The sequence below is a fragment of the Neobacillus niacini genome (genome assembly GCF_030817695.1).
GTDB classification, from domain to species: Bacteria; Bacillota; Bacilli; order Bacillales; family Cytobacillaceae; genus Neobacillus; species Neobacillus niacini_F.
Genome location: NZ_JAUSZQ010000002.1, coordinates 4,354,317 through 4,376,558, shown reverse-complemented (window position 1 = coordinate 4,376,558; position 22,242 = coordinate 4,354,317). Strand labels below are relative to the sequence as shown.

22 protein-coding genes are annotated in these 22,242 nt (G+C 37.3%); 16 read left to right on the top strand and 6 right to left on the bottom strand.

Annotated features, from left to right (window positions below):
* The first annotated feature begins 26 nt into the window (after positions 1 to 26).
* The 5 genes from QFZ28_RS22065 (at position 27) to QFZ28_RS22045 (ending at position 5,209) form a co-directional block, all read left to right on the top strand.
* Positions 27 to 1,607, top strand: a complete 1,581-nt coding sequence (locus QFZ28_RS22065) for a peptide chain release factor 3 (protein ID WP_307196641.1) — start codon at positions 27 to 29, stop codon at positions 1,605 to 1,607.
* Between the two features lie 246 nt (positions 1,608 to 1,853).
* Positions 1,854 to 2,312 carry a hypothetical protein gene (locus QFZ28_RS22060; protein ID WP_307196640.1) on the top strand — a complete coding sequence of 153 codons (459 nt, stop codon included), beginning with the start codon at positions 1,854 to 1,856 and terminating at the stop codon, positions 2,310 to 2,312.
* 127 nt (positions 2,313 to 2,439) lie between these two features.
* Positions 2,440 to 3,339 carry a DUF5667 domain-containing protein gene (locus QFZ28_RS22055; RefSeq protein WP_307196639.1) on the top strand — a complete coding sequence of 300 codons (900 nt, stop codon included), beginning with the start codon at positions 2,440 to 2,442 and terminating at the stop codon, positions 3,337 to 3,339.
* Positions 3,340 to 3,467: 128 nt separating this feature from the next.
* On the top strand, positions 3,468 to 4,214 hold the full coding sequence (sigI, locus tag QFZ28_RS22050) for an RNA polymerase sigma factor SigI (protein WP_307196638.1): 747 nt from the start codon (positions 3,468 to 3,470) through the stop codon (positions 4,212 to 4,214).
* A gap of 14 nt (positions 4,215 to 4,228) precedes the next feature.
* A complete protein-coding gene (locus QFZ28_RS22045) occupies positions 4,229 to 5,209 on the top strand; it encodes an anti-sigma factor domain-containing protein (protein WP_307196637.1) in 981 nt (326 codons plus the stop codon).
* A 43-nt stretch (positions 5,210 to 5,252) separates the two neighbouring features.
* Here QFZ28_RS22045 and QFZ28_RS22040 read toward each other — a convergent pair whose 3' ends face one another.
* Together QFZ28_RS22040 and QFZ28_RS22035 are read right to left on the bottom strand one after the other, a co-directional pair.
* Entirely contained in the window at positions 5,253 to 5,450 is a 198-nt protein-coding gene (locus QFZ28_RS22040) for an alpha/beta-type small acid-soluble spore protein (protein WP_090763659.1), read from the bottom strand.
* 284 nt (positions 5,451 to 5,734) lie between these two features.
* Complete coding sequence (locus QFZ28_RS22035) at positions 5,735 to 6,085, bottom strand: DUF3905 domain-containing protein (protein ID WP_307196636.1); 351 nt, start codon at positions 6,083 to 6,085, stop codon at positions 5,735 to 5,737.
* Positions 6,086 to 6,213: 128 nt separating this feature from the next.
* Between QFZ28_RS22035 and QFZ28_RS22030 the strand changes: the two genes are divergently transcribed.
* Together QFZ28_RS22030 and QFZ28_RS22025 are read left to right on the top strand one after the other, a co-directional pair.
* A complete protein-coding gene (locus QFZ28_RS22030; protein ID WP_169803640.1) occupies positions 6,214 to 6,375 on the top strand; it encodes a hypothetical protein in 162 nt (53 codons plus the stop codon).
* Positions 6,375 to 6,509 (top strand): hypothetical protein, encoded by a 135-nt coding sequence (locus tag QFZ28_RS22025; RefSeq protein ID WP_307196635.1) that lies wholly within the window; start codon positions 6,375 to 6,377, stop codon positions 6,507 to 6,509. Before QFZ28_RS22030 ends, QFZ28_RS22025 begins: the two co-directional genes overlap by 1 nt.
* A gap of 29 nt (positions 6,510 to 6,538) precedes the next feature.
* On the opposite strand, the gene QFZ28_RS22020 is transcribed toward QFZ28_RS22025, so the two are convergent.
* Positions 6,539 to 8,281: a B12-binding domain-containing radical SAM protein gene (locus QFZ28_RS22020; protein WP_307196634.1), complete on the bottom strand. Its 1,743-nt coding sequence runs from the start codon at positions 8,279 to 8,281 to the stop codon at positions 6,539 to 6,541.
* 305 nt (positions 8,282 to 8,586) lie between these two features.
* On the opposite strand from QFZ28_RS22020, the gene QFZ28_RS22015 reads away from it, so the two are divergent.
* From QFZ28_RS22015 to QFZ28_RS22005, 3 genes are all read left to right on the top strand, one after another.
* A complete protein-coding gene (locus QFZ28_RS22015; RefSeq protein ID WP_307196633.1) occupies positions 8,587 to 9,600 on the top strand; it encodes a 2-oxoacid:acceptor oxidoreductase family protein in 1,014 nt (337 codons plus the stop codon).
* A complete protein-coding gene (locus QFZ28_RS22010; protein ID WP_307196632.1) occupies positions 9,600 to 11,894 on the top strand; it encodes a thiamine pyrophosphate-dependent enzyme in 2,295 nt (764 codons plus the stop codon). The genes QFZ28_RS22015 and QFZ28_RS22010 overlap by 1 nt, the downstream gene beginning before the upstream one ends.
* Positions 11,895 to 12,397: 503 nt before the next feature.
* The gene (locus QFZ28_RS22005; RefSeq protein WP_307196631.1) at positions 12,398 to 13,504 is read left to right on the top strand and encodes a PAS domain-containing sensor histidine kinase; all 1,107 of its coding nucleotides are present in this window, start codon (positions 12,398 to 12,400) and stop codon (positions 13,502 to 13,504) included.
* 36 nt (positions 13,505 to 13,540) lie between these two features.
* Here QFZ28_RS22005 and QFZ28_RS22000 read toward each other — a convergent pair whose 3' ends face one another.
* On the bottom strand, positions 13,541 to 14,323 hold the full coding sequence (locus QFZ28_RS22000; protein ID WP_307196630.1) for a carbon-nitrogen family hydrolase: 783 nt from the start codon (positions 14,321 to 14,323) through the stop codon (positions 13,541 to 13,543).
* A 114-nt stretch (positions 14,324 to 14,437) separates the two neighbouring features.
* Here QFZ28_RS22000 and QFZ28_RS21995 point away from each other — a divergent pair, with 114 nt between their 5' ends.
* Complete coding sequence (locus QFZ28_RS21995; protein ID WP_307196629.1) at positions 14,438 to 15,637, top strand: pyridoxal phosphate-dependent aminotransferase; 1,200 nt, start codon at positions 14,438 to 14,440, stop codon at positions 15,635 to 15,637.
* Between the two features lie 306 nt (positions 15,638 to 15,943).
* Positions 15,944 to 16,180, top strand: coding sequence for an aspartyl-phosphate phosphatase Spo0E family protein (locus QFZ28_RS21990; protein ID WP_307196628.1), 237 nt, complete (start codon positions 15,944 to 15,946; stop codon positions 16,178 to 16,180).
* A 14-nt stretch (positions 16,181 to 16,194) separates the two neighbouring features.
* Here QFZ28_RS21990 and QFZ28_RS21985 read toward each other — a convergent pair whose 3' ends face one another.
* The gene (locus QFZ28_RS21985; protein ID WP_307196627.1) at positions 16,195 to 16,926 is read right to left on the bottom strand and encodes a ZIP family metal transporter; all 732 of its coding nucleotides are present in this window, start codon (positions 16,924 to 16,926) and stop codon (positions 16,195 to 16,197) included.
* A 340-nt stretch (positions 16,927 to 17,266) separates the two neighbouring features.
* On the opposite strand from QFZ28_RS21985, the gene QFZ28_RS21980 reads away from it, so the two are divergent.
* Genes QFZ28_RS21980 through QFZ28_RS21965 form a run of 4 tightly spaced genes read left to right on the top strand, consistent with a single transcriptional unit; the run spans position 17,267 to position 20,727 of the window.
* Entirely contained in the window at positions 17,267 to 18,094 is an 828-nt protein-coding gene (locus tag QFZ28_RS21980) for an electron transfer flavoprotein subunit beta/FixA family protein (protein ID WP_307196626.1), read from the top strand.
* 29 nt (positions 18,095 to 18,123) lie between these two features.
* Positions 18,124 to 19,164: an electron transfer flavoprotein subunit alpha/FixB family protein gene (locus QFZ28_RS21975; protein WP_307196625.1), complete on the top strand. Its 1,041-nt coding sequence runs from the start codon at positions 18,124 to 18,126 to the stop codon at positions 19,162 to 19,164.
* On the top strand, positions 19,148 to 20,443 hold the full coding sequence (locus tag QFZ28_RS21970; protein ID WP_307196624.1) for an FAD-dependent oxidoreductase: 1,296 nt from the start codon (positions 19,148 to 19,150) through the stop codon (positions 20,441 to 20,443). Before QFZ28_RS21975 ends, QFZ28_RS21970 begins: the two co-directional genes overlap by 17 nt.
* Entirely contained in the window at positions 20,443 to 20,727 is a 285-nt protein-coding gene (locus QFZ28_RS21965) for a ferredoxin family protein (RefSeq protein WP_063251520.1), read from the top strand. Before QFZ28_RS21970 ends, QFZ28_RS21965 begins: the two co-directional genes overlap by 1 nt.
* 140 nt (positions 20,728 to 20,867) lie before the next feature.
* Here the strand turns inward: QFZ28_RS21965 and QFZ28_RS21960 are convergent, their stop codons facing one another.
* Positions 20,868 to 22,031, bottom strand: coding sequence for a type I restriction endonuclease (locus tag QFZ28_RS21960; RefSeq protein ID WP_307196623.1), 1,164 nt, complete (start codon positions 22,029 to 22,031; stop codon positions 20,868 to 20,870).
* Positions 22,032 to 22,242: the final 211 nt, after the last annotated feature.

Sequence of the window (22,242 nt, the reverse complement as noted above, 5' to 3'; positions counted from 1 at the left end):
GGATTGTCAAAAGAGAGGAATTAGAAATGGGTAACAATTTTAAAGAAGAAGTATTATCGCGCAGAACCTTTGCGATAATTTCTCACCCGGATGCCGGGAAAACAACATTAACAGAAAAATTATTATTATTCGGCGGCGCAATTCGTGACGCTGGTACGGTAAAAGCTAAAAAAACAGGTAAGTTTGCGACGAGTGACTGGATGGAAATTGAAAAGCAACGTGGAATCTCTGTTACTTCCAGCGTTATGCAATTTGATTATAATGATTTTCGTGTCAATATTTTGGACACTCCGGGACACCAGGATTTCAGTGAGGATACGTATCGTACTTTAATGGCTGTTGATAGTGCGGTTATGATTATCGATTCTGCTAAAGGTATTGAGGAACAAACATTAAAACTATTCAAAGTATGCCGGATGCGCGGAATTCCTATCTTTACTTTTATTAATAAGCTTGACCGTCAGGGGAAAGCGCCCTTAGAGCTTCTTGCTGAATTAGAAGAGGTTCTTGGAATTGAGTCATATCCAATGAATTGGCCAATAGGGATGGGTAAAGAGTTTCTGGGGATTTACGACCGATATTATAATCGAATCGAACAATTTAGAGTAAATGAAGAAGATCGTTTCATTTCTTTAAATAGTGATGGAGAAATAGAAGGTGACCATCCTTTAAAGGCTTCTGGACTGTATGACCAAACGCTCGAAGAAATTATGCTGTTAAACGAAGCTGGAAATGATTTCTCTCCTGAAAAAGTAGCGGAAGGAAAAATTACCCCAGTATTCTTTGGAAGTGCATTAACTACTTTTGGGGTCCAAACCTTCCTAGAGACATATCTTCAATTTGCTCCGGCACCAATGGCGCGAAATTCATCGATAGGAGAAATTAATCCACTTGCTGAACAGTTTTCAGGATTTGTCTTTAAAATTCAGGCAAACATGAACCCTGCCCATCGTGACCGGATTGCTTTCGTTCGTATTTGTTCAGGAAAATTTGAACGAGGAATGACCGTTAATATACCTCGCTTAGGTAAACAAATTAAGCTTTCTCAATCCACTTCTTTTATGGCTGAGGAAAGAAATACGGTTGATGAGGCTGTCAGCGGGGATATTATTGGTCTTTACGATACTGGTACTTACCAAATTGGTGATACCATTACCGCGGGTAAAGACAACTTCCAATTTGAAAGACTGCCGCAATTTACACCGGAGCTTTTTGTTAGGGTTTCGGCAAAGAATGTAATGAAACAAAAATCATTTTATAAAGGAATCCAGCAGCTTGTTCAGGAAGGTGCGATTCAACTCTACAAAACAGTCAAAACGGATGATTACTTGTTAGGTGCTGTTGGACAACTGCAATTCGAGGTTTTTGAACATCGGATGAGAAATGAATACAATGCTGAGGTATTGATGGAACGTATAGGTTCTAAAATAGGCAGATGGATAGAAGGGGATGTCGTGGATGAAAATCTCTCGAGTTCTAGAAGTCTGCTTGTAAGGGATCGCTTTGATCATTATGTATTTCTATTTGAAAATGATTTTGCGCTTCGTTGGTTCCAAGAAAAAAATCCAGACGTGAAGCTTTATAACCCTATGGATCAGCACGAGTAAGATTGACGGGATTAATCCCGTCATTTTTTTTATAATAAATATTGGTAAAATTCAGACTAATGACCTGGTGAGGACCAATGGACACCCTCCCATTTTCAGTTTGTAAATGGTTTGTTTCAATAAAATACCATTGTATGAATTTAACAAGAATACTGTTTAAAAATATTTCTAATATACCTCGTTTATTCGGACCGTTACTGGTAAAACTAATTTGGAAGTAACTTACAGTAGAAGTGAGATAGAGAAATGAAAAAAGTGAGTAAATTAGAAGCAGTATTATGGAGTATAGCCTTTCCGGGATTCAGCCAGCTTTTAAGTGGTCGATACATCAAAGGTATTTTCTTTGTTATCTTAGAATTTGTAATAAACGTAAACAGTCATTTTAATGGTGCAATTATGTACAGTTTTTTAGGTGAAATTAAGAAAGCTGAATCAGTACTAAATTATCAATGGCTAATGTTTTACCCATGTGTTTATATGTTTGCGATGTGGGATGGCTATCGTTCAGCAATGCCGGATGAGGAAAAGTACTCTTATTTACCATTTGTATTTTCCGCCTATTTTGTCACAGTAGGATTAATGATTTCACCAAAGGTCACAGTGTTTAATGTTCATCCAGGACCTGTTTTTTTGCCAATGTCATTTCTCATCCCAGGATTACTCATTGGTTTTTTGATAAAATCGTTGTTGAAATCACAAAATTAGTTACAAGTCAGACACTGATTTGTAGCTTTTTTTGTTGAGAATTTTTTTATTGCCCCCATAAAAGGGAGTAAATTGAACGTACCTCTTTAGTGAAAAAACGGCGGTTAAAAACAATGAGGTGAAGGAATTGGAGAATCAGACTAATCAAAAGTCATTAAACAAACTAACAAAAGGTGCTATAGCAATGATTATTGCAAGTGCAGTGGTATTTCCTGCTACAAATGTTTTCGCTGATGAAACAACCAGTGAGACACCAATCATAGATCTTCAAGCAGATTCTCACTCTGATGGTGATAAAGAGCAAATACCCTCACTATTACCAGGGGACTTCTTCTATTTTTCGAAGATATTAGTAGAGAAAATTCGACTTGCTCTAACAATTGATGATGTGAAGGAAGCAAATTTAATTGCAGAATATGCAGCGGAGCGGCTTTCAGAGGCTGAAGCGTTGTTTGCTGATGGAAATGAAGAAGCAGCATTAGAAACAATGAAAAAAGCAATTGATAATATTGAAATAGCAGATGACCACGTCACTAATCTTGAAGAGAGCGCTTCAGGGGAAATAGTTGAAAATGAAACTGAATTAAATCAAGCAAAGGATGCTGTATCCCAAAATATTATCGCACTCACTGCTGCTATGGAAAAGGTGAAAAATCCCGTTGCAAAAACTTCATTACAAAAGAATATCCAAAAAAGCTATGCCAAGTTTGCTAAGAAAATGGAAAAACGGGAAAAGAAACAACAAAAGATAACTGAGTATAGTGCTGAAAATGCAGCAGATATAGACCCTAAAATGGAGACCAGTACTCCTGAAGTAGAAGAAGGAGTAGCAACACCTGAAGTTACCTTGCCCGTAACACCACAACCTTCAAAGAAAGATACCCAACAAACAGCAGTGCAAGAGAAAAAATCAGCAAGACAGGAAATACAACAAGAAACGAAAGAAGCAAAGTCTGTAGGAACAGAGAAAAAGGCAGAAATGAAGCAAGCTGTTAAGGAATTGAAACAAGAGAGTAAAGGGAATTAATAGAATCATAGAAACAATAAACAGGAAAACATAGCCTTTCTTGGGGCTATTTTATCAGTATGCTATTACCCTCATAAAATTCAATGTGTCAGCCGTATGATATAATTGGTTCATAGAGAGGTGAGGCAATGCTGAGTTTATTGTTTTTAACGAAAAATAAAAAGCGGACTTTAGAAGAGTCGGTACGGTTAATTCAACAAGGTGACCACTCTTTACTTAATGAAATTATAGAGGCTTATAAACCATTTATTGCAAAAAACGTGTCTTCCGTATGTAAACGGTATATTTATGAAACCGACGATGAATTTAGTATTGGTCTTATTGCATTTAATGAGGCAATTGAAAAATACTCTGCAGAGAAGGGAAGTTCCCTGCTGAGTTTTGCGGAAGTAATCATTAAACGGAGGGTAATTGATTATATTCGTAAGCAAACAAAATACCCGCATGTCAGCATTGACTTAACATATTCTTCATATGATGAAGAATCTGCAGGTGCGGTTATTGTAAATGAGATATCACTCGAGGAATATAAGAAAAAATCTGATGAGGAAGTTAGAAAAGATGAAATTATTCAATTTCAAACATTACTAACATTATTTGATTTAAGCTTCAGCGATTTAGTTGAGAATTCCCCAAAGCATGCCGATGCAAGGGAGAACGCCATAAAGGTTGCAAAGCTATTAGTTGAAAATACGGAATTAAGAGAATCTTTATATGAGAAAAAGCGTCTTCCAATTAAGCAGCTAGAAAAAATGGTGAATGTCAGTAGAAAGACGATTGAACGAAACCGGAAATATATAATCGCAATTGCACTTATATTATCTAGTGACTATGTGTATTTAAATGATTATTTAAAGGGGGTGCTAGAGACATGAGAAGGGGAGTAGTAATGGAAGTTAATGATCCTTATGTGACATTATTAACTTCTGAAGGAGAGTTCATGCGTGCCCGTAAAATGGATAGAGTTTATTCTATAGGGGAAGAAATAGACTTTTTTCCTGTTACTGATTATTTATCCAGAAAAAGAAAAAACTTTCTTTCTTTAAAAACAGTTTGGATGACGATGGCTGTTCTTGTAATAACTTTAGGGTCTATTATTCCAGTTTATCAAAGTAATAAAGCTTATGCTTATATGTCTATTGATGGCAGCACTAGTATTGAAATGGGTTTAAATAAAGATATGCAGGTAGTTGAATTAAAGGGATATAATAAAGGAGCAGAAAGTATTATTTCTCAGTTGGATAATTGGAGGAAAATGGACGCTGCTAAGTTAACTTCAATTTTATTAACAGAGTTAAAAGAAGATGGTCTTATAACCCAAGCTGAGCCAGTTGTTATTTCAACAGTGAAAACTGATGAGTTAAAAGAGAGTGGGACCGCGAAACTGCAGGAGAATATCGATAAAATCAAACAAACAGTGGATAAAGATCTTGTAGAAGTAAACATGTATACAAGTACTGAGGCAGAAGTAGAAAAAGCCCAAGACAAAGGTGTACCAGTCGGAGTATATCATAGAAATAAAACTAACTCCGCACAGAAAAAGAATACACAAGAAAAAATCAAGCAAACAGACAATATTCCATCAGAGTCTTCTTCAAATACAGTACTGCCTCCCGGACAGCACAAGAAACAAGAACCAGAGAACAACAATGCAAATAATAACCAACAGATATACCAAAACCAAGGTGAAAATATTCAAAATAATCATCCTATACCAACAGAGGAAGGAAATGGGAATCAAATTCCACCTGGGTTAATCAAAGAAACTAATGACAAAGGTAATCAAAATAGAGAGAACTACAAGCAAGAAATACCAAAGACCAATAATCAAAATAAACCAAGTAAACTAGATAAAAATGGTAAAAAATAAGTCCGGCTAAAATGCCGGACTTTTCCATGTTTATTAAGTTAAATTATTGTTGTTGTCCTGCCATTTGAGCTTGTGCTTGTTTTACTAATCTTTTCGTGATTTCGCCGCCAACAGAACCATTTGCACGGGACACTGTATCAGAGCCTAAATTAACTCCGAACTCTTGGGCAATTTCATATTTAACTTGATCAAGATATTGCTCTATTCCTGGAACTAATAATTTATTGCTGCTGTTAGCCATTATTGTCAACTCCTTAATATCTCTACAGAGATTTATATCTCTGTATTTTTATTATGATTCAAATAAAAATTTTAATAAGTGGTAATGTTTTGCGGAGATGGATACTTATAATAGGTCTGTTGATTTCCTCTCCAGGCACTTCGCTTTCCGCAGGCGTTGCGGTGAGCCTCCTCGGCGCTAGCGCCTGTGGGGTCTCACCTGCTCCGTACTCCTGCAGGAGTCTTCGTGCCTTCCGCTCCAATCAACAGAGTGCCAAAATTAATTAATCACCATATTTCAGGTTATTAATCGGTGCCTTTGCTGACATCGATTGTTGGATGCATGAAGGGATAGGCTTTGGGTTTCTTTTTGCTTTCAAGCAGCTCCCGATTTTCTGCTGTATTCCAGCCGATATCGTTTGTGGGGTGGACCCATTCATCTCCAGCCATAATTTCAGGATCTGTATTTTCTGTCCAATTCTCTAATGGTGAATTTGGAGAGGAATAGTGGCTGTCGCCAATTACAACACCATGCTCATTTACAAATGGCGGCTGCATTTCGATTCCTGTACCCTCAAAACTCGGTGCATTTATCTGATGCGGCATGGTTTCATTGATTGTTAAATTTTCATCTGTCTCTTTATTTTCTTTGGTCATTATCCTCACTCCTATTTTTCTTTATTTTTCGCTTGATGGACAATTTTATTTATGAAAAATAAGGAAGTGATTGAATTTACGCTTTTGTTAAAACTAATGATGTAACACAAAAATGGGAGGATGAAAAAATGGCTAAACGTAAAGCAGAACATGACGCTGTAAATAAGTATTCAAAAACTCCTCATAAAAATGTTCAGGAAAGTGAATTTTCCGCAGAATACGCTGGTACAGAAGACGCAATTAAGGTTCAAAACCGTAATTCCAAGCTTGGAAAAAAAGGTAGAAGTTAATGAAAGATAAAAAAAGTGTGCAAAACACACGTGAGGAATTCAGCATTGAATTCGGTGACGTAAATGGAATAAAGCTATATGAAATACTTCAGGCCAGAGATAGCAATAAGAAGTCTTCAAAAAAAGAAAAATAAGCCGGCTGATTCAGCCGGCTTATTTTTCTTTAAATATTAACTGGAAAAATAATCGTTCCTTTATTTGCTGGATCAAAATATGCTAATAAACTTGAAGGCATTCTTAAAATGCTGCCTGTTGATAAGTAAGCGGACAAATCAAAAGATAGGTCTTCAATCATCGTATGTTTATATAAATCTTTCTCATCAAGTGCCAGATCCAAATAAGTTTGTCCTAGAAGTGATGGATTTTCTAGGATTTGTTTATAAATTTCCGTCCTTGTCTGTTTATTAGAGCTTTGTTCCCACCAAGGCTTACGAGGTTTGTACTTATGATTTATTAAATAATCATATTTCATAAGACCAGCAATGATGTCAATTTCGCTTACGGATTTCGATTCTAAAAAAGAGTATAATCTTCGGAATAAATCTTCTAATTGATGACCGATTCTTGACCAGCCCTGATCATCCCAAAAGCTTCCAAATTCCTGAAAAAAGTCAAATGGTGAAGGAAACACCTTCGTTACTAAATACTCAATCGTATGATTCATTCGATGGTCATTCCAATATTTTTCTAAAACATCCTCCACCTGTTTAATTCTGAGAATATCATTAAATGGCAGGACATTATTGCCCAAAATTTCATAAGGCGATTGATCCATATAAATATAATCATGGTCAGCAGCTCGAAGTCTAAGTCCAGTCCCTCTTAACATTTTTAAAAACCCTAACTGCAGTTCTTCTGGGCGAAGTTCAAAAACATCATTAAACGTTTTACGAAACGAAGAATAATCTTCCTCGGGAAGCCCGGCGATTAAATCCAAATGCTGGTCAATTTTTCCGCCATCTTTCACCATCGTGACCGTTCGCGTCAGTTTTTCAAAATTTTGTTTCCTCATCACAAGCTCATTTGTATAATCATTAGTTGATTGTACACCAATTTCAAAACGGAACAGCCCTTTTGGTGCTTCATTATTCAAGAATTCGATAACCTCAGGTCTCATGATGTCAGCCGTAATCTCAAATTGAAAAACCGTTCCAGGCAGATGTTCATCTATTAGAAAGCGGAACATTTCCATCGCATAGCTTCTGCTTATATTAAAGGTACGATCAACAAATTTAATGGTTTTTGCCCCGTTTGCCATTAAATATCGTATATCTGCCTTTATTTTTTCTCTGTCGAAATAGCGTACTCCGATTTCAATGGAAGAAAGACAAAATTGACAGTTAAATGGACATCCTCTGCTTGTCTCAATATAAGTAACACGCTTACCTAGATGAGCCACATCTTCAGGAAATCTGTATGGAGAAGGAAGTTCTTTTAGGTCGAGTTTATTCATCTGAGGGGTAACTCTTACTTTTCCATTTTCACGGTAGGCGATTCCGTGGACGTTTCTATACTCTCCTTCGCCATTCATTTCAGTGAGTAACTGTTTAAATGAATGCTCTCCTTCGCCAATAATAATAAAGTCCACACTTGGAAGTTTTTCCATCCAATCTACAGTATCGTAAGTAACTTCAGGTCCACCTAAAACAATTTGGATAGAAGGGTCAATCTTTTTCAGCATATTGACCACTTTAATCGTTTCTTCAATGTTCCAAATGTAACAACTAAATCCAATGATCGTTGGTTTTTGCTGATAGAGGTCCGATACGATGTTCATAGCAGGATCTTTTATTGTATATTCCTTCAGCTGGATATTGAATTCCGGAGCTGCAAAAGCCTTTAGGTAGCGAATTGCTAAATTTGTATGTATGTATTTAGCGTTTAAGGTACTGCAAATAACGTTCATAATAAAACTCCTTCGACAAAATTAAAACAATAGTATATTATATCCCATTTTTGAAAAAAACGATAATCGAAGTGGTGTGATACAACTGTTATACTACAGTGGCACTGCTGTTATATTATAATTCTTCATCAATAGTTCCATATAAATTGCCGTGTTTTTTAAGAAATTAAAAAGTGTTATAGAATTTTTTTGAAGATGTTTGATATTTGTCACAGCAAGAAAAAAACATATGTCCTACAATGAATGAGGGGAAATTATATTATATGTATTTTCAGTCTATTTGAACAAGGAAGGGGAGGGACATTATGTCTATATTACCGAAGAAAAATGAGCTTGGGTTCTTTGAGATTCGCCTTGAATCAATTGGGGGTCTTGGAGCAAACTTAGCCGGAAAAATGCTGGCTGAAGCAGGAGTACTAGGTCTTGGTTTGAATGGGTCTAACTTTTCATCATATGGCTCTGAAAAGAAAGGGTCACCTGTTAAAAGCTTTATTCGTTACTGTGAACCAGGAGTTGAAATAAGAGATCATAGCCCCATTGAGCAGCCGCATATTGTTGCTGTTTTTCATGAAGCACTATATAAAACAGTAGATGTTGTTAGCGGTTTGAATGCGGATGGAATCGCTCTTGTAAATACTGCAAGAGAGTTTGATGAAGTCAGAAGAGATTTAAAATTAAAATATGGAACACTTGCGATAGTTGATGCTTTAACCATAGCGGTTGAGGAAAAAACGAAAGTTAATACCGCAATGCTGGGTGCTTTGTATCGTATTTGTGATTTCCTTGATCCTGATTCAATGAGGAACGTCATTCGAAAAACATTTGAAAAGAAATATCCACATTTAGTTGAACCTAATATACGTACATTTGATCGCGGGTTTAATGAAGTTCAATTTAAAACCTATGAAGTCCCTGCCGGAGCAGAGGGCAAAAGTTTCACTCGTCCACTGCCACAATTAGGGTACTTGACACAAGAACTTGGCGGGGTCATGACCACGCAGGCAAATAGTATTCTAAAAGATTTAAGCGGGTCTCGACAAGGATTCCTTCCACAGTTCCAACAGGATAAATGTATCAACTGTGCTGCTTGTGATAATGTCTGTCCTGATTATTGCTTTGTCTGGGCAGCGGGCGAGGATAAGAAGGGCAGAAAGCAAATGTTCCTAAAGGGTATTGATTATCAATATTGTAAGGGCTGTTTAAAATGTGTGGAGGCATGTCCAACTGACGCTTTAGGCGATCTTCGCGAGATGATTGGCTACGCAGAAGCTAACCGCGTTAAACAGAACTTTCCGTATCTAGCAGGGGGGATTTCATAATGGCAATGGTAGAGGATCAAATTACTAAACAGACAATAGCTGAACAGCTTTCAACCTTTGAATCAGGAAATGAAATGGCTGCAATGGCAGCGGCACAAATTAATTATCATATTATGGGGTACTTCCCAATTACGCCATCTACGGAAGTAGCACAATTTTTAGATCAAATGAAATCCCGCGGTGAGCATGATATTAAGCTGATCCCAGCGGATGGTGAACATGGTTCTGCAGGTATTTGTTATGGTGCATCTGCTGCGGGTGCAAGGGTATTTAATGCAACTAGTGCAAATGGACTCCTATATATGATTGAACAGCTTCCTGTACAAGCAGGGACTCGTTTTCCAATGGTAATGAACCTTGTAACGCGTGCAGTCAGCGGTCCTCTTGATATAAGAGGAGATCACTCTGACCTTTACTATGCTTTAAATACAGGCTGGGTGATATTAACAGCAAGAACACCACAGGCTGTCTATGATATGAACATTATGGCACTTAAAATCGCTGAGCACTCTAAAGTTCGTTTGCCAGTTATTGTGGCTTATGATGGATTCTTTACTTCACACCAGAAGCGTCGAGTAGAATACTTTAAAGATAGAAAAGTTGTTCAACAATTTGTAGGTGAGTGTCCAACAGATTATCATTTTGCTAGGGATCCAAAAAAACCAGTTACGATTGGTGCACATATGAATGGTGATGACCTAATCAATAACCATTTCCAACAGTCTGAAGCCATTTATGCTGCGGGTAAAGTATTTAAAGAGGCTGCGGCTGAATATGCACGTATTTCAGGGCGTGAATATCCAGTATTAGATTTATATAAAATGGAAGACGCAGAAGTTGCGTTATTCTTATTAAATTCTGCAGCTGAATCAGCAAAAGATGTTGTTGATCAATTACGTGCAAAAGGTATTAAGGCTGGTGTAATCAGTCCGAATATTATTCGTCCTTTCCCGGCAAAGGAAATTCGTGGAGCACTTAAAAACGTTAAAGCATTATTAGTTGGTGAACGAGCTGATTCATATGGTGCTAATGGGCCGAATTTAACCCATGAAGTCAAATCTGCTCTTCAAGAAGATCGAAATAATCAAACTATTGTCCTAAGCCGTGTTTTTGGTCTGGGAGGTAAAGATTTCTACGCAAGTGACGCCGAAAAGTTCTTCGAAATGACTCTGGAAGCGATGGAAAAAGGGGCTGCTGAAAAGCCATTTGATTATTATGGTCATGTCCCTGGTAGCCCGGAAAAAATGCTCAATCCTATCATTACACCACAGCATGGTGATGTGTATAAATCCGGTCTAATCGATGTGAAAATGGACGAAGCAAGTAATAAGCTAAAGGTGAAAATCCCGCCGCTTCGTGCGCTGACTGGTAAGCCTAAGCGTATTGCTTCCGGTCATGGAGCTTGTCCAGGCTGTGGAATATTTGCAGGTTTGGAACTATTCTTTAAAGGTATTGAGGGTGATATTGTCACATTATTCCAAACAGGATGTGCATATGTAACCACAACTTCATACCCACACAGTTCTCACAAACAAACGATGATCCATAACCTATTCCAAAATGGTGCTGCTACGTTATCGGGAACGTTAGAAGCATTCCTTGAATTAAAACGCCGCGGTGAAATTGAGATCTCTGATGAGGCGACGTTTGTTATGATTACCGGTGATGGCGGTATGGACATCGGTATGGGTTCTGCTATAGGTACAGCACTTCGGGGGCATAAACTTATTATGCTTGAATATGATAATGAAGGTTATATGAATACAGGCTCACAAATGTCTTACTCTACACCAATTGGTCATATGACAAGCACATCTGGAGTTGGTAAGGCACAGAAGGGAAAAGGATTCCATCATAAGGATACAGCGCAGATTATGGCGGCAACCAATATTCCCTACGTTTTTACAGGCGCTGAAAGCTTCCCACAGGACTTAATTAAAAAGGGTACGAAAGCACAATGGTACGCACAAAACGTAGGAACGGTTTATGGGAAAATCCTTATTACCTGTCCGCTTAACTGGAAATCGGAAGATCGTTATGGGGCAACAATATTAGAGCAAGCAGTAAATTCCTGCTTCTTCCCACTGTATGAGATCGAACAGGGCGTTACCAGCATTACGTACAACCCAGAAGATAAAAACAAACGTATCCCTATTTCTGAATGGCTAAGATACATGGGTAAAACAAAACATCTTCTAAAAGAAGAAAATAAATCAATTTTAGAAGAATTTGAAGCAGAAGTAGAAAAAAGATGGCAGCGTCTAAAAGCAAAGCACGATAATCCATTCCTTTAAAAAAAAGGCTGTGTTAAAGGTAAATATTGATTTCAGAACCTGTTGATTTGTGCGGAAGGTGCGAGACTCCTGCAGGAGGACGGGACAGGGGAGACCCCGCAGGCGCTTTAGCGCCGAGGAGAAGGAAAAGCGGAAGCGCCTTGTCCAGCCCCGACAAGCGCTGGAGGGCCTGGCGTTGAAGTCGCTCTTTGACTTCATCGTCAGGACCGAAGCGACTCGAGGGGCTAGGCGCTGTAGCTAGACAGGCTTCCCGAACCGCCTGCGGAAAGCGAAGCACCTCGTGACAGGCTGAGAGAGCCTGTCACTGCGATGATGATTCGAAGAAGCATTCCTTAGTGGAGCACAAATCAACAGCCATATTTATCACAGCCTAAAGAAAAAAGGTAAAGCGGGAAATAAGCGCTTTACCTTTTTTCTATTTTTCTTAAACAGAATTACCATATTGTTAACATTTTTTTGTCAAGTAAAAAGGATTTTAGATTATAATGTAGAATATAGGATTAATGATATTACCTTATTTTGGGTTTCATGGGGCTGGTGTTTTAATGGAAATTGAATTGCTTAAAAGCGAACAAAAATTCCGAAAAATATTTGAGGACTCAATGGACGGACTAATCTTATGGAATAACCAGCTACAAATTGTGGATATCAATTATTCTGCTCAAAGAATCTTTGGTCTTTCAAAAGGTAGAATGATAGGACAGTCCCTGCTAGATTTATTTAATACTGTAGATGAGAAAAAACAACAAGAATTTTTAAATCATATCAAACAAGTAACGGATATAGACAGGCAATGTTCCTCAATGGCCATTAAAATGATTGACGGGAAGGTAAGACATTTTGATTACTCAACCACGCGAGGAATCATTGATGGTCTGAATTTAACGGTTATTATCGATGTAACTGAAAAGGCTGAGATGCAGGAACAGCTAAGAAAATCAGACCGGCTGAATCTTATTGGCGAGCTTGCTGCTGGAATCGCTCATGAAATTAGAAATCCAATGACCGCATTAAAAGGTTTTATTCAATTACTTGAGCCAAGTATTAAAGCACAGCACTCTATGTATTATGATGTCATTACCTCTGAGTTAGCAAGAATGGACTCTATTATTAATGAATTCTTAATTCTAGCAAAACCTCAAGAAACGAAATTTCAAGAGAAAGACATTTGTCAAATAATGAGGGAAACAGTTGAGTTATTAAGCCCTCAAGCAGTGCTTTATAACGTTCAATTCCATACTCATTATGAAGATCAATTACCGTACGTTTATTGTGAACCCAATCAATTAAAAAAAGTCTTCATAAATCTTATTAAAAACGCAATTGAAGTCATGCCGAACGGCGGAGAAATTACCATTGCGATTAATTCTATTAAAGACCAATATATTGTGATATCAATTCGTGATGAAGGAACGGGGATTCCTAAGGATAAAATAAAAAAACTTGGTGAACCGTTCTATACGACAAAAGAAAAAGGTACCGGGCTTGGATTAATGGTCAGTTATCGGATTATTGAGGAACATAATGGAAGTATGGAAGTCGAAAGTGAAGAGGGAATAGGAACTTTATTTAAGATTAGGATACCCTTAAATCATTTAACTAAAAAGTGAGAAAACCACTGCCGATACGGAAGTGGTTTTTTTAGATTAGTACAAATCTGGTCTTCTATCTTCAAAAATTGGAATTTGTTTTCGGATTTCTTTTACGAGGTCTAACTTAATTTCTGCAGACAATATTTCTTCATTTGCTCCAGCTTCAGCAATTACCTCTCCCCATGGGTCAATAATCATCGAGTGTCCGGCAAATTCATTATTTGGATCAGATCCCGAGCGGTTGCAAGCAATGACGAAACATTGATTTTCAATTGCTCTTGCAATTAGCAAAGATCTCCAGTGCGATAAGCGGGGAGCAGGCCATTCTGCTACAACGAATAATGCTTCCGCTCCGCTTACGGTATGTGCACGAATCCATTCTGGGAAACGAATATCATAACAAATTACTCCGCCAAAATTCCGATTTTCCAATTCAAATAACCCTGTCTTTTCCCCAGCCTCTAGGTAAAGATGTTCATCCATCAATTTAAAAAGATGTAGTTTACTATATTTTTGAACAAGCTTTCCTTCATTATTGATGATTAGTAGGGTATTTTTAACTCCTTGTTCAACCCGATTTGCCACCGAACCTCCGACAAAATGGACTTGATGTTTTTTCGCAGCTTTCTTTAAAAATTCAATTGTTGTTTCTGCATTCTTATCTGCAATGGTATCAAGTCTTGTCAAATCATACCCTGTTGTCCATAACTCCGGTAAAACAATGATATCAGGATTATCTTTCATTGCTGTTTCGATTAGTTTTTCTGCGTGTTGGTAGTTTTTAATTGGATCCCCAAAAGCAATATCCATTTGCAAACAAGTTACTTTAAATTTCACACTATTCACCTCATTTGAAATTTCAGAATTTTTTCTTTACAAGCTGTCTTAAAAGTTATATCATTTGTGACTAGAATTCAACAATAAAATGAATGAATTAAAGCAGGTGAAAAAATGAAACAATTTTCAACTTCCGATACTTTAAATAATCTCCCGAAACAGTTCTTTGCTTCTTTAGTAAAAAAGGTAGGTAAATACATTGAGGCAGGCTATGATGTAATCAATTTAGGACAGGGTAATCCTGATCAGCCTACACCAACGCATATCGTTAAAAAAATGCAGGAAGCTGCGGCTGATCCTGCGAACCATAAGTATTCTCCTTTTCAAGGACATCGTTATTTAAAGCAGGCCGCCGCAGATTTTTACAAAAGAGAATATGATGTAACCATTGATCCTGATAAGGAAGTAGCCATTTTATTTGGAGGTAAGGCAGGGTTAGTGGAAATTCCACAATGCCTATTAAATCAAGGTGACACAGTGCTTGTTCCTGATCCAGGTTACCCCGATTACTTATCTGGGGTAGCACTAGCGAATGCGGAAATGGTAAGAATGCCGTTACGGGAAAAAAATCATTTTCTGCCAGATTATAACGAGTTGCCATCTGAGGAGATTGAGAGAGCCAAATTAATGTTCCTTAATTATCCGAACAATCCAACAGGAGCCCAAGCAACGAAGGAATTTTTTCAGGAAACAGTCAAACTTGCAAGCCTTAATGAGATTTGTGTAGTTCACGATTTTGCTTATGGGGCAATAGGCTTCGATGGAGAAAAGCCAATAAGCTTTTTACAAATTGATGGGGCAAAAGAAGTAGGCATTGAAATATATACTCTTTCGAAAACCTACAATATGGCCGGATGGCGAATCGGGTTTGCTGTAGGCAATAGCAGTGTTATTTCAGCAATTGAGCTTTTACAAGACCATCTATATTGCAGCATATTTGGCGGCATTCAGGAAGCAGCAGCCGAAGCTTTAACTGGTCCGCAGGATTGTGTTCGAGAATTGAATAACCTCTATGAGGGTAGACGAAATGTTTTAATAGATGGGCTTCGTTCACTTGGCTGGAATGTGACAGCACCAAAGGGATCATTTTTTGCTTGGCTAAAGGTACCAAAAGGGCTTACTTCCACTGAATTTACCAATATCCTCCTGGAACAAGCACATATCGCTGTGGCACCTGGGATTGCATTTGGTGAACTTGGTGAAGGATATGTCCGAGTTGGTCTGCTCACAAGTGAGGAACGTTTAGAGGAAGTTGTTAAAAGAATTAGTCAGTTAGAAATTTTTAAAAATGATAAAAAAAATAAAATGGGATAAGTAAAATATAGTATATCACCTTGAAAAAAATTCATCAAAACGTCACAAAAACTGGCTGCTGGACAGCCAGTTTTTGTGTGTCGTTTAGTAAATCTAATTACTAACCATTATCGAAAAGAGCATGAAAATTGTCACAAAAGCGAAAAAATACACTTGGATTTTGTCGAAAAATGCAATAAAATGCTTGTTTTGTCTACTTTTGCGAAAGTGTTTACTTTTATCTGAAATCTTGTCATAATTCATCAAGTAAACAAATTATTTAGTAATTATTTGTATATGAGTAAGGAGTAGGTGGAGAAATTGTACATGGATAGTAATAACCCTTCTGAGATGCTTGATGCAATAAAAGTTAAACGCGCAATGATGATAAATTGTGCTAATAAAAAAGGATTCACCAGTGAAGAAACGATCAAATACAGCCAAGAATTAGATGTTTTAATAAATGAGTATCAGAAAGCCTCTCAGCAATTTCCACGGCCAAACGAGGAAGTGAAATTTGCATTTAATCAAATGATTATGATTTGGCCGAAAATATTTGTTTAAGATTTACAAAAGTCTTAAAAAATGTCTATTAAAAACACCATTACTAAGAGACCTGTAATAAATGCATAAGTTGAAACTCGTTCATTGCCATCTCCGTGGCTTTCTGGTATTAACTCTTTATAAATAATAAACAGCATCGCTCCAGCCGCAAATGAAAGACCATAGGGGACAAGCCCTTGAACAAATGAGGTTAAATAAAACCCAATTAAGGATGTAACAATTTCAATTGCACCCGTTAGAGTTGCCAGTAAAAAGGCCTTGAATTTGCTTATTTTTTGATTGATTAAAAACAGCGCAACGAGAAGGCCTTCTGGTGCATTCTGAAACCCAATCGCCAAAGCAATTAAATTGCCCGTATCCTCTGTTTGCGAAGCATAGCTGACACCAACCGACAAACCTTCTGGAATATTATGTAGTGTAATTGCTGCAATGATTAACAATGCCTTCTCATCAAATTGAATTCCATACTGATTATGTTCAAGGTCAATATGCGGAATTTTTTTTTCGAGAGTTGTTAATGCTAAAACCCCAAAGAATACTCCAATTGAAAGTGAAATAAAACCACCCAGCTTCAATGCTTCAGGAATAAGCCCTATTGTTGAGGCTGCCATCATAATCCCAGCGCTAAAAGCCAAGAGTATATCCATCCAGCGGTGTGTCAGGGATTGATTTATAAAAAGAATGATTAGAGCACCTGCACCCGTTGATAAAGCAGAAAGAACACTTCCTACAAACATTTCCATCATGCCCGCCTCAAACCTTTCATCTATTAAAAATAGTGAAAAAAGAAATTAACTACATATTTAGACAGAAACTGTGATTTTTATCATTGTTTATATCTGAATATTTCTTATAGTTAAATTAGTGCTATTTTTAATATTATTCACCTTATGAAAATCAGCTAATCTTATACTCCTAGACTTTACCTCAACCGTTAAATTTATCAATTTTGAAAAAGAAATCTATCATTGTTTGGTACTATGCTTGTGTTGCGATACATATATCGTAATATGGCATTTTTTATAACCAAGGAAGGCAAACGCTTTCAAAACAAACATAGCAAAAATGGGGGAGGGAAAGTACTACATGCACATTGTCGTATGTGTAAAACAAGTACCAGATACAAAAATCATTAAAATCAATCCCAAAACTAACACACTCGACCGACGAAGCGCACCAGCCATATTAAATCCTTATGATGCTCATGCTGTACAAGAGGCCGTAAGCATTCGTGAAAAAACTGGCGGTACAATTTCAGTTTTGTCGATGGGACCACCACAAGCAACAGCAGTTATTAAAAAAAGTATTGAGATAGGTGCAGACCGGGGATATTTGATTACTGATCGTGCCTTCGCAGGGGCTGATACACTGGCCACCAGCTATGCCTTATTCAAAGCATTAGAAAAAATCAACAAGGAAATTCCTGTTGATATGATTATTTGCGGCAAGCATGCCATTGATGGAGACACTGGTCAGGTAGGACCTGGTATTGCCAGAAGGCTTGATATTCCACCAGTAACCAATGTCATTGAGGTTGCTGAAGTAAACTTAGAAGAAAAAACTGTCTTAATTAAAAGAAAGTTATCCAGCGGCTATGAACTTATTCAGGCAGAAATGCCATGTCTTCTAACAGTTGAAAAAGAAATTAATCAGATTGAATATTCGCCTATGCCAAATATGATTAAAGCTGCTAGATATGAACCAATCATCTGGGCTGTTAGTGATCTTGAAAATGTTGACCGTGTACAGCTCGGACTCAAGGGTTCGCCAACGATTGTTGGAAAAATGTTTACTCCTCCACGTCCTGAAGGCGGGAAAAAAATTGAAGGTTCCCCAGATGAACAGGTAAAACAACTTTTGGATATCTTGCTGGAGCAAAAAGACGTTTTAACATTACAGTCATCTAAACAATAAAGATTATTTTTTGCAGAGGAGGGGTTTACATGAATTTGGATGATTACCGTGGCGTTTGGGTCTTCATTGAACAAAATGGCGGTAAAATTGAAGGAGTTTCACTCGAACTGCTTGGAGCTGGCCGTAAGCTTGCTGATAAATTACAAGTTCCATTGGCCGGGTTTTTACTTGGGAGTGGAATAAAATCACTAGCTAATCAAGTAATTGCCTATGGTGCAGATGAAGTATATCTTGTTGACCACCTGGTTCTGAAAGATTATCGGACAGAATCCTATATGAAGGGTGTTATGCAGCTTGTACCAAAATATAAGCCTGAAATTATTCTTTACGGAGCAACACCAAATGGAAAAGATTTAGCAAGCGCTGTGGCAACTGATTTAGTTACAGGTCTGACTGCTGATACTACCATGCTTGATGTTGACGTAGATAACCGTTTGCTTGAAGCGAGTCGACCTGCATTTGGCGGTAATATTATGGCAACAATTCTCTGTAAAAAGCATCGGCCGCAAATGGCAACTGTTAGACCTAAGGTAATGAAGGCTCTTCCTCCAGATACAGGAAGAACGGGGAAAATTATTGAGGAAAGCATTACACTAAGAGAAGAAGATATGCGCACAAAAGTGCTGCAAATTGTGAATGACGTAACAAAAAAGGCAAATTTAGCTGACGCTCATGTTATTGTCTGTGGTGGAAAAGGAATGGGGGATGTACAAAACTTCCAAATTCTTTATGAGCTAGCTGATACGATTGGTGCAACGGTCGGCGGTACAAGGGATGTAGTAGAGGCAGGATGGTTACCGCATGAACTGCAGATTGGTCAAACTGGTGAAACTGTAACTCCAAAAATATATTTTGCGATTGCTCTATCCGGAGCTATCCAGCATGTAGTAGGTATGAAAAATTCAGATTTAATCATCGCTATTAATAAGGATCCAAATGCACCGATATTTGATGTAGCCACATACGGAATTGTAGGAGACGCATTGGAAATTGTCCCTAAATTAATACAGCAATTTAAACAGCTGCGAAACGAAAAAGGCGGTGAAATGAGCTATGCCAGAAAAATTTGATGTTATTGTTGTTGGGGCAGGACCAGCAGGAACTTCTTGTGCACTTGTATGTGCTCAAAAAGGCTTAAACGTATTGCTTATCGAAAGAGGCGAATATCCTGGAAGCAAAAACGTAATGGGCGGTGTGTTGTATCGGAAGCAAATGGAAGAGTTAATTCCTGAATTTTGGAAAGAAGCTCCGCTAGAAAGACCCGTTATCGAACAGCGTTTTTGGATGATGGATAAGGAGTCAGTGGTTCAATTCGGCTACAAAGGCCTCGAATGGGGAGTAGAGCCATATAACAACTTTACGGTATTACGGGCGCAATTCGACCAGTGGTTTGCAAAAAAAGCGGTTGAAGCAGGGGCTCTGTTAATCAATGAAACGGTTGTAACGGAATGTATCGTTAAAAACGGTAAGGTAATTGGTGTACGTACTGACCGCCCAAATGGGGAAGTTTATGCTGATGTTGTTGTTCTGGCAGATGGGGTAAATTCCCTGCTTTCAAAGCAGTTAGGCTTCCATAAAGAATTCCGTCCTGATGAAGTCGCATTAACCGTGATGGAAGTTATTAATTTACCAAAAGAAAAAATCAATGATCGATTTAACTTAGAAGATAATCAAGGCTGTACAATAGAAATTTTTGGTGATTCAACCAAAGGGAATCTTGGAACAGCATTTTTATATACGAATAAGGATAGTTTGAATATCGGGGTGGGAACCACTCTATCAAGTATGATTAAATCAAAAATGAAGCCTTATGATCTCTTAGACTATCTAAAAACACATCCAATGGTTAAGCCAATGCTCGCAGGCGGCGAATCAGCAGAGTATCTTGCCCATCTCATTCCTGAGGGAGGATATCGTTCAGTACCAAAGGTAGCAGGGAACGGTGTAGTGGTAGTTGGAGACGCCGCACAGCTTGTTAACGCAATCCATCGTGAAGGTTCGAACATGGCGATGCACTCTGGTTTACTGGCTGCAGAAACGGTCATTGAGGCGAAGTACCGTGGAGATTTCTCTGAGTCTAGTTTAAATCTTTACCGCCAAAAGCTTTATGATAGCTTCATAATCAAGGACTTAGAGAAATATAAAGACGCTACACACACATTTGAAAACAATCCACAATATTTTAAAGAATATGTTCCAATGATGAACAAAGCTATGAGCAAATTCTTTACAGTAGATGGAACACCAAAACGTGATAAGCAAAAAGAAATTATGAAGAGTGTAACGGCGGAAAGAGGAACGTTTAAGGTGATACAAGATATTTATCGTGCTTGGAAGGCGGTGAAATAATGTCAACGAAGAATATCGAGGAAAAACAGTACCTTCTTCGTTTTAAAGCTGATACGAAATCCCATCTAACTGTTATGGACAATGATATCTGTATGACAAAATGCCCTGATAAGATTTGCACCATTTTCTGCCCTGCGGAAGTGTACAAATGGGAAGGGTTACGGATGCAGGTTGGTTATGAAGGCTGTCACGAATGCGGCAGCTGCCGTATTGGCTGCCCGTATCAAAATATTAAATGGGAATATCCAAAAGGCGGACATGGAATAGTATTTCGACTGGCTTAATGGTTTTTGGTCACAAATCTAGCTAAAATGTGACCACGAAAATAATGCTCTTAACTGTTCTGTATAAATAAAAAAGACGGTGCATTTAACAGCATCGTCTTTTTACTTACTAAGGTATATTCTAAATTGCTTTACCTATTTTAAAAAACGGAATCAAAAGAAGCCACAATTAATGCTTCATATTGATATATATCCTCTGGTTTTTCAAAATAGATTCTGCTAAGCCCCTCTTTTTTACTTGGAACATCTGGATTACAATTCTGCAATATGGACTTACATGTTTCGCTGTCTATTCTTAAATTAAAATGAGGGATTTTAGCATCATAGTTTATGCGTATAAACCAACGTGTTGAGACTTTATTTAGGATGCCGAAATATCGAACTGTATCCTTATACCTTATCTCACTAACATCACGATCAGCTTTTAAAAGAATTTCACGAACAATATCAAATGATCGTAATTCTTCCACGGTTGTAATAATGTTTGGATTAATATTATCTTCTTCTAATTCATCTTCAATATCTTCCACTACTAGATTTTCGTTAGTAACAGCTGCTTCTTTTGTGGCAATTTCTTGTTGGAATATTTCTGTTACTTTTTCTTCTTTGAATAACCCATCAGAAATAATACCTAACATAGTTTGGTTTATTGCTTTTTTGATAATGGGTCTAAAACGCTCTAAAACATTATTAGTAATTCTTGTGTTTGTAAAGTCTTTAATTAGAAATCGTAAAAATTCATCAGATGGATTTTTAAATAATTCCTTCAGTGTAATATTTATGTTTGTCATATAAACAAGTTCCTGAGCGTACTCTACGAGTCTTTCATTCTCAAAATTGTCTTTAGTAAATCTTTGAAGAGTTTCAATCTCTACATTTGATATTGTTGAAAGTCTAAAACTGAAAAATGGAGTCTTATCCATGATGTTATCCTGATCTAGGTCAGTATAAAAATGAAAATAATCACCATTCGTTAAAATAGAAAATTTTACATTCGGATTTGAGTTAAAGTATCTGTATAGTTGTCCGTTGTGATTGTCTAGTTTTTCATGAATTGATTTTGCTTCAATAAATATTATAGGGATACCATCTTTTTTAATAGCATAATCAACCTTTTCCCCTTTTTTACTACCAAAATCAGCACCGTATTCTGGCTCAACTTCATAGGGGTTAAACACATCATATCCAAGAGCATTTAAAAAGGGAATTATAAGTGACTGTTTTGTAGCCTCTTCGTTAGTAATATACTGTTTCCTTTGTCCAACTTGATCGGATAGTTTTTTAAGCTCATTTACAAACTCCATTATTACCCTCCTTAACAATTTACATGTCTCTATTTGAGTATATAACAATTAATATAAAATTTGGATAATAAATGAAATTATGAAGGGAATTAGACGAATTACTTTATACCTATTTATACAATTTTTGATTTCATTTGCAATTTTGAGGATACAGATTTATCCGATGTTTCATTTTAAAATGTATCATGAAAAAATATTTTTAAAATGATGT

Coding starts and splice junctions, on each gene's coding strand:
- QFZ28_RS22065 (WP_307196641.1), top strand. CDS start 27: ATGGGTAACAATTTTAAAGAAGAAGTATTATCGCGCAGAACCTTTGCG.
- QFZ28_RS22060 (WP_307196640.1), top strand. CDS start 1,854: ATGAAAAAAGTGAGTAAATTAGAAGCAGTATTATGGAGTATAGCCTTT.
- sigI (WP_307196638.1), top strand. CDS start 3,468: ATGCTGAGTTTATTGTTTTTAACGAAAAATAAAAAGCGGACTTTAGAA.
- QFZ28_RS22045 (WP_307196637.1), top strand. CDS start 4,229: ATGGAAGTTAATGATCCTTATGTGACATTATTAACTTCTGAAGGAGAG.
- QFZ28_RS22040 (WP_090763659.1), bottom strand. CDS start 5,450: ATGGCTAACAGCAGCAATAAATTATTAGTTCCAGGAATAGAGCAATAT.
- QFZ28_RS22035 (WP_307196636.1), bottom strand. CDS start 6,085: ATGACCAAAGAAAATAAAGAGACAGATGAAAATTTAACAATCAATGAA.
- QFZ28_RS22030 (WP_169803640.1), top strand. CDS start 6,214: ATGGCTAAACGTAAAGCAGAACATGACGCTGTAAATAAGTATTCAAAA.
- QFZ28_RS22025 (WP_307196635.1), top strand. CDS start 6,375: ATGAAAGATAAAAAAAGTGTGCAAAACACACGTGAGGAATTCAGCATT.
- QFZ28_RS22020 (WP_307196634.1), bottom strand. CDS start 8,281: ATGAACGTTATTTGCAGTACCTTAAACGCTAAATACATACATACAAAT.
- QFZ28_RS22015 (WP_307196633.1), top strand. CDS start 8,587: ATGTCTATATTACCGAAGAAAAATGAGCTTGGGTTCTTTGAGATTCGC.
- QFZ28_RS22010 (WP_307196632.1), top strand. CDS start 9,600: ATGGCAATGGTAGAGGATCAAATTACTAAACAGACAATAGCTGAACAG.
- QFZ28_RS22005 (WP_307196631.1), top strand. CDS start 12,398: ATGATATTACCTTATTTTGGGTTTCATGGGGCTGGTGTTTTAATGGAA.
- QFZ28_RS21995 (WP_307196629.1), top strand. CDS start 14,438: ATGAAACAATTTTCAACTTCCGATACTTTAAATAATCTCCCGAAACAG.
- QFZ28_RS21990 (WP_307196628.1), top strand. CDS start 15,944: ATGGATAGTAATAACCCTTCTGAGATGCTTGATGCAATAAAAGTTAAA.
- QFZ28_RS21985 (WP_307196627.1), bottom strand. CDS start 16,926: ATGATGGAAATGTTTGTAGGAAGTGTTCTTTCTGCTTTATCAACGGGT.
- QFZ28_RS21980 (WP_307196626.1), top strand. CDS start 17,267: ATGCACATTGTCGTATGTGTAAAACAAGTACCAGATACAAAAATCATT.
- QFZ28_RS21975 (WP_307196625.1), top strand. CDS start 18,124: ATGAATTTGGATGATTACCGTGGCGTTTGGGTCTTCATTGAACAAAAT.
- QFZ28_RS21970 (WP_307196624.1), top strand. CDS start 19,148: ATGCCAGAAAAATTTGATGTTATTGTTGTTGGGGCAGGACCAGCAGGA.
- QFZ28_RS21965 (WP_063251520.1), top strand. CDS start 20,443: ATGTCAACGAAGAATATCGAGGAAAAACAGTACCTTCTTCGTTTTAAA.
- QFZ28_RS21960 (WP_307196623.1), bottom strand. CDS start 22,031: ATGGAGTTTGTAAATGAGCTTAAAAAACTATCCGATCAAGTTGGACAA.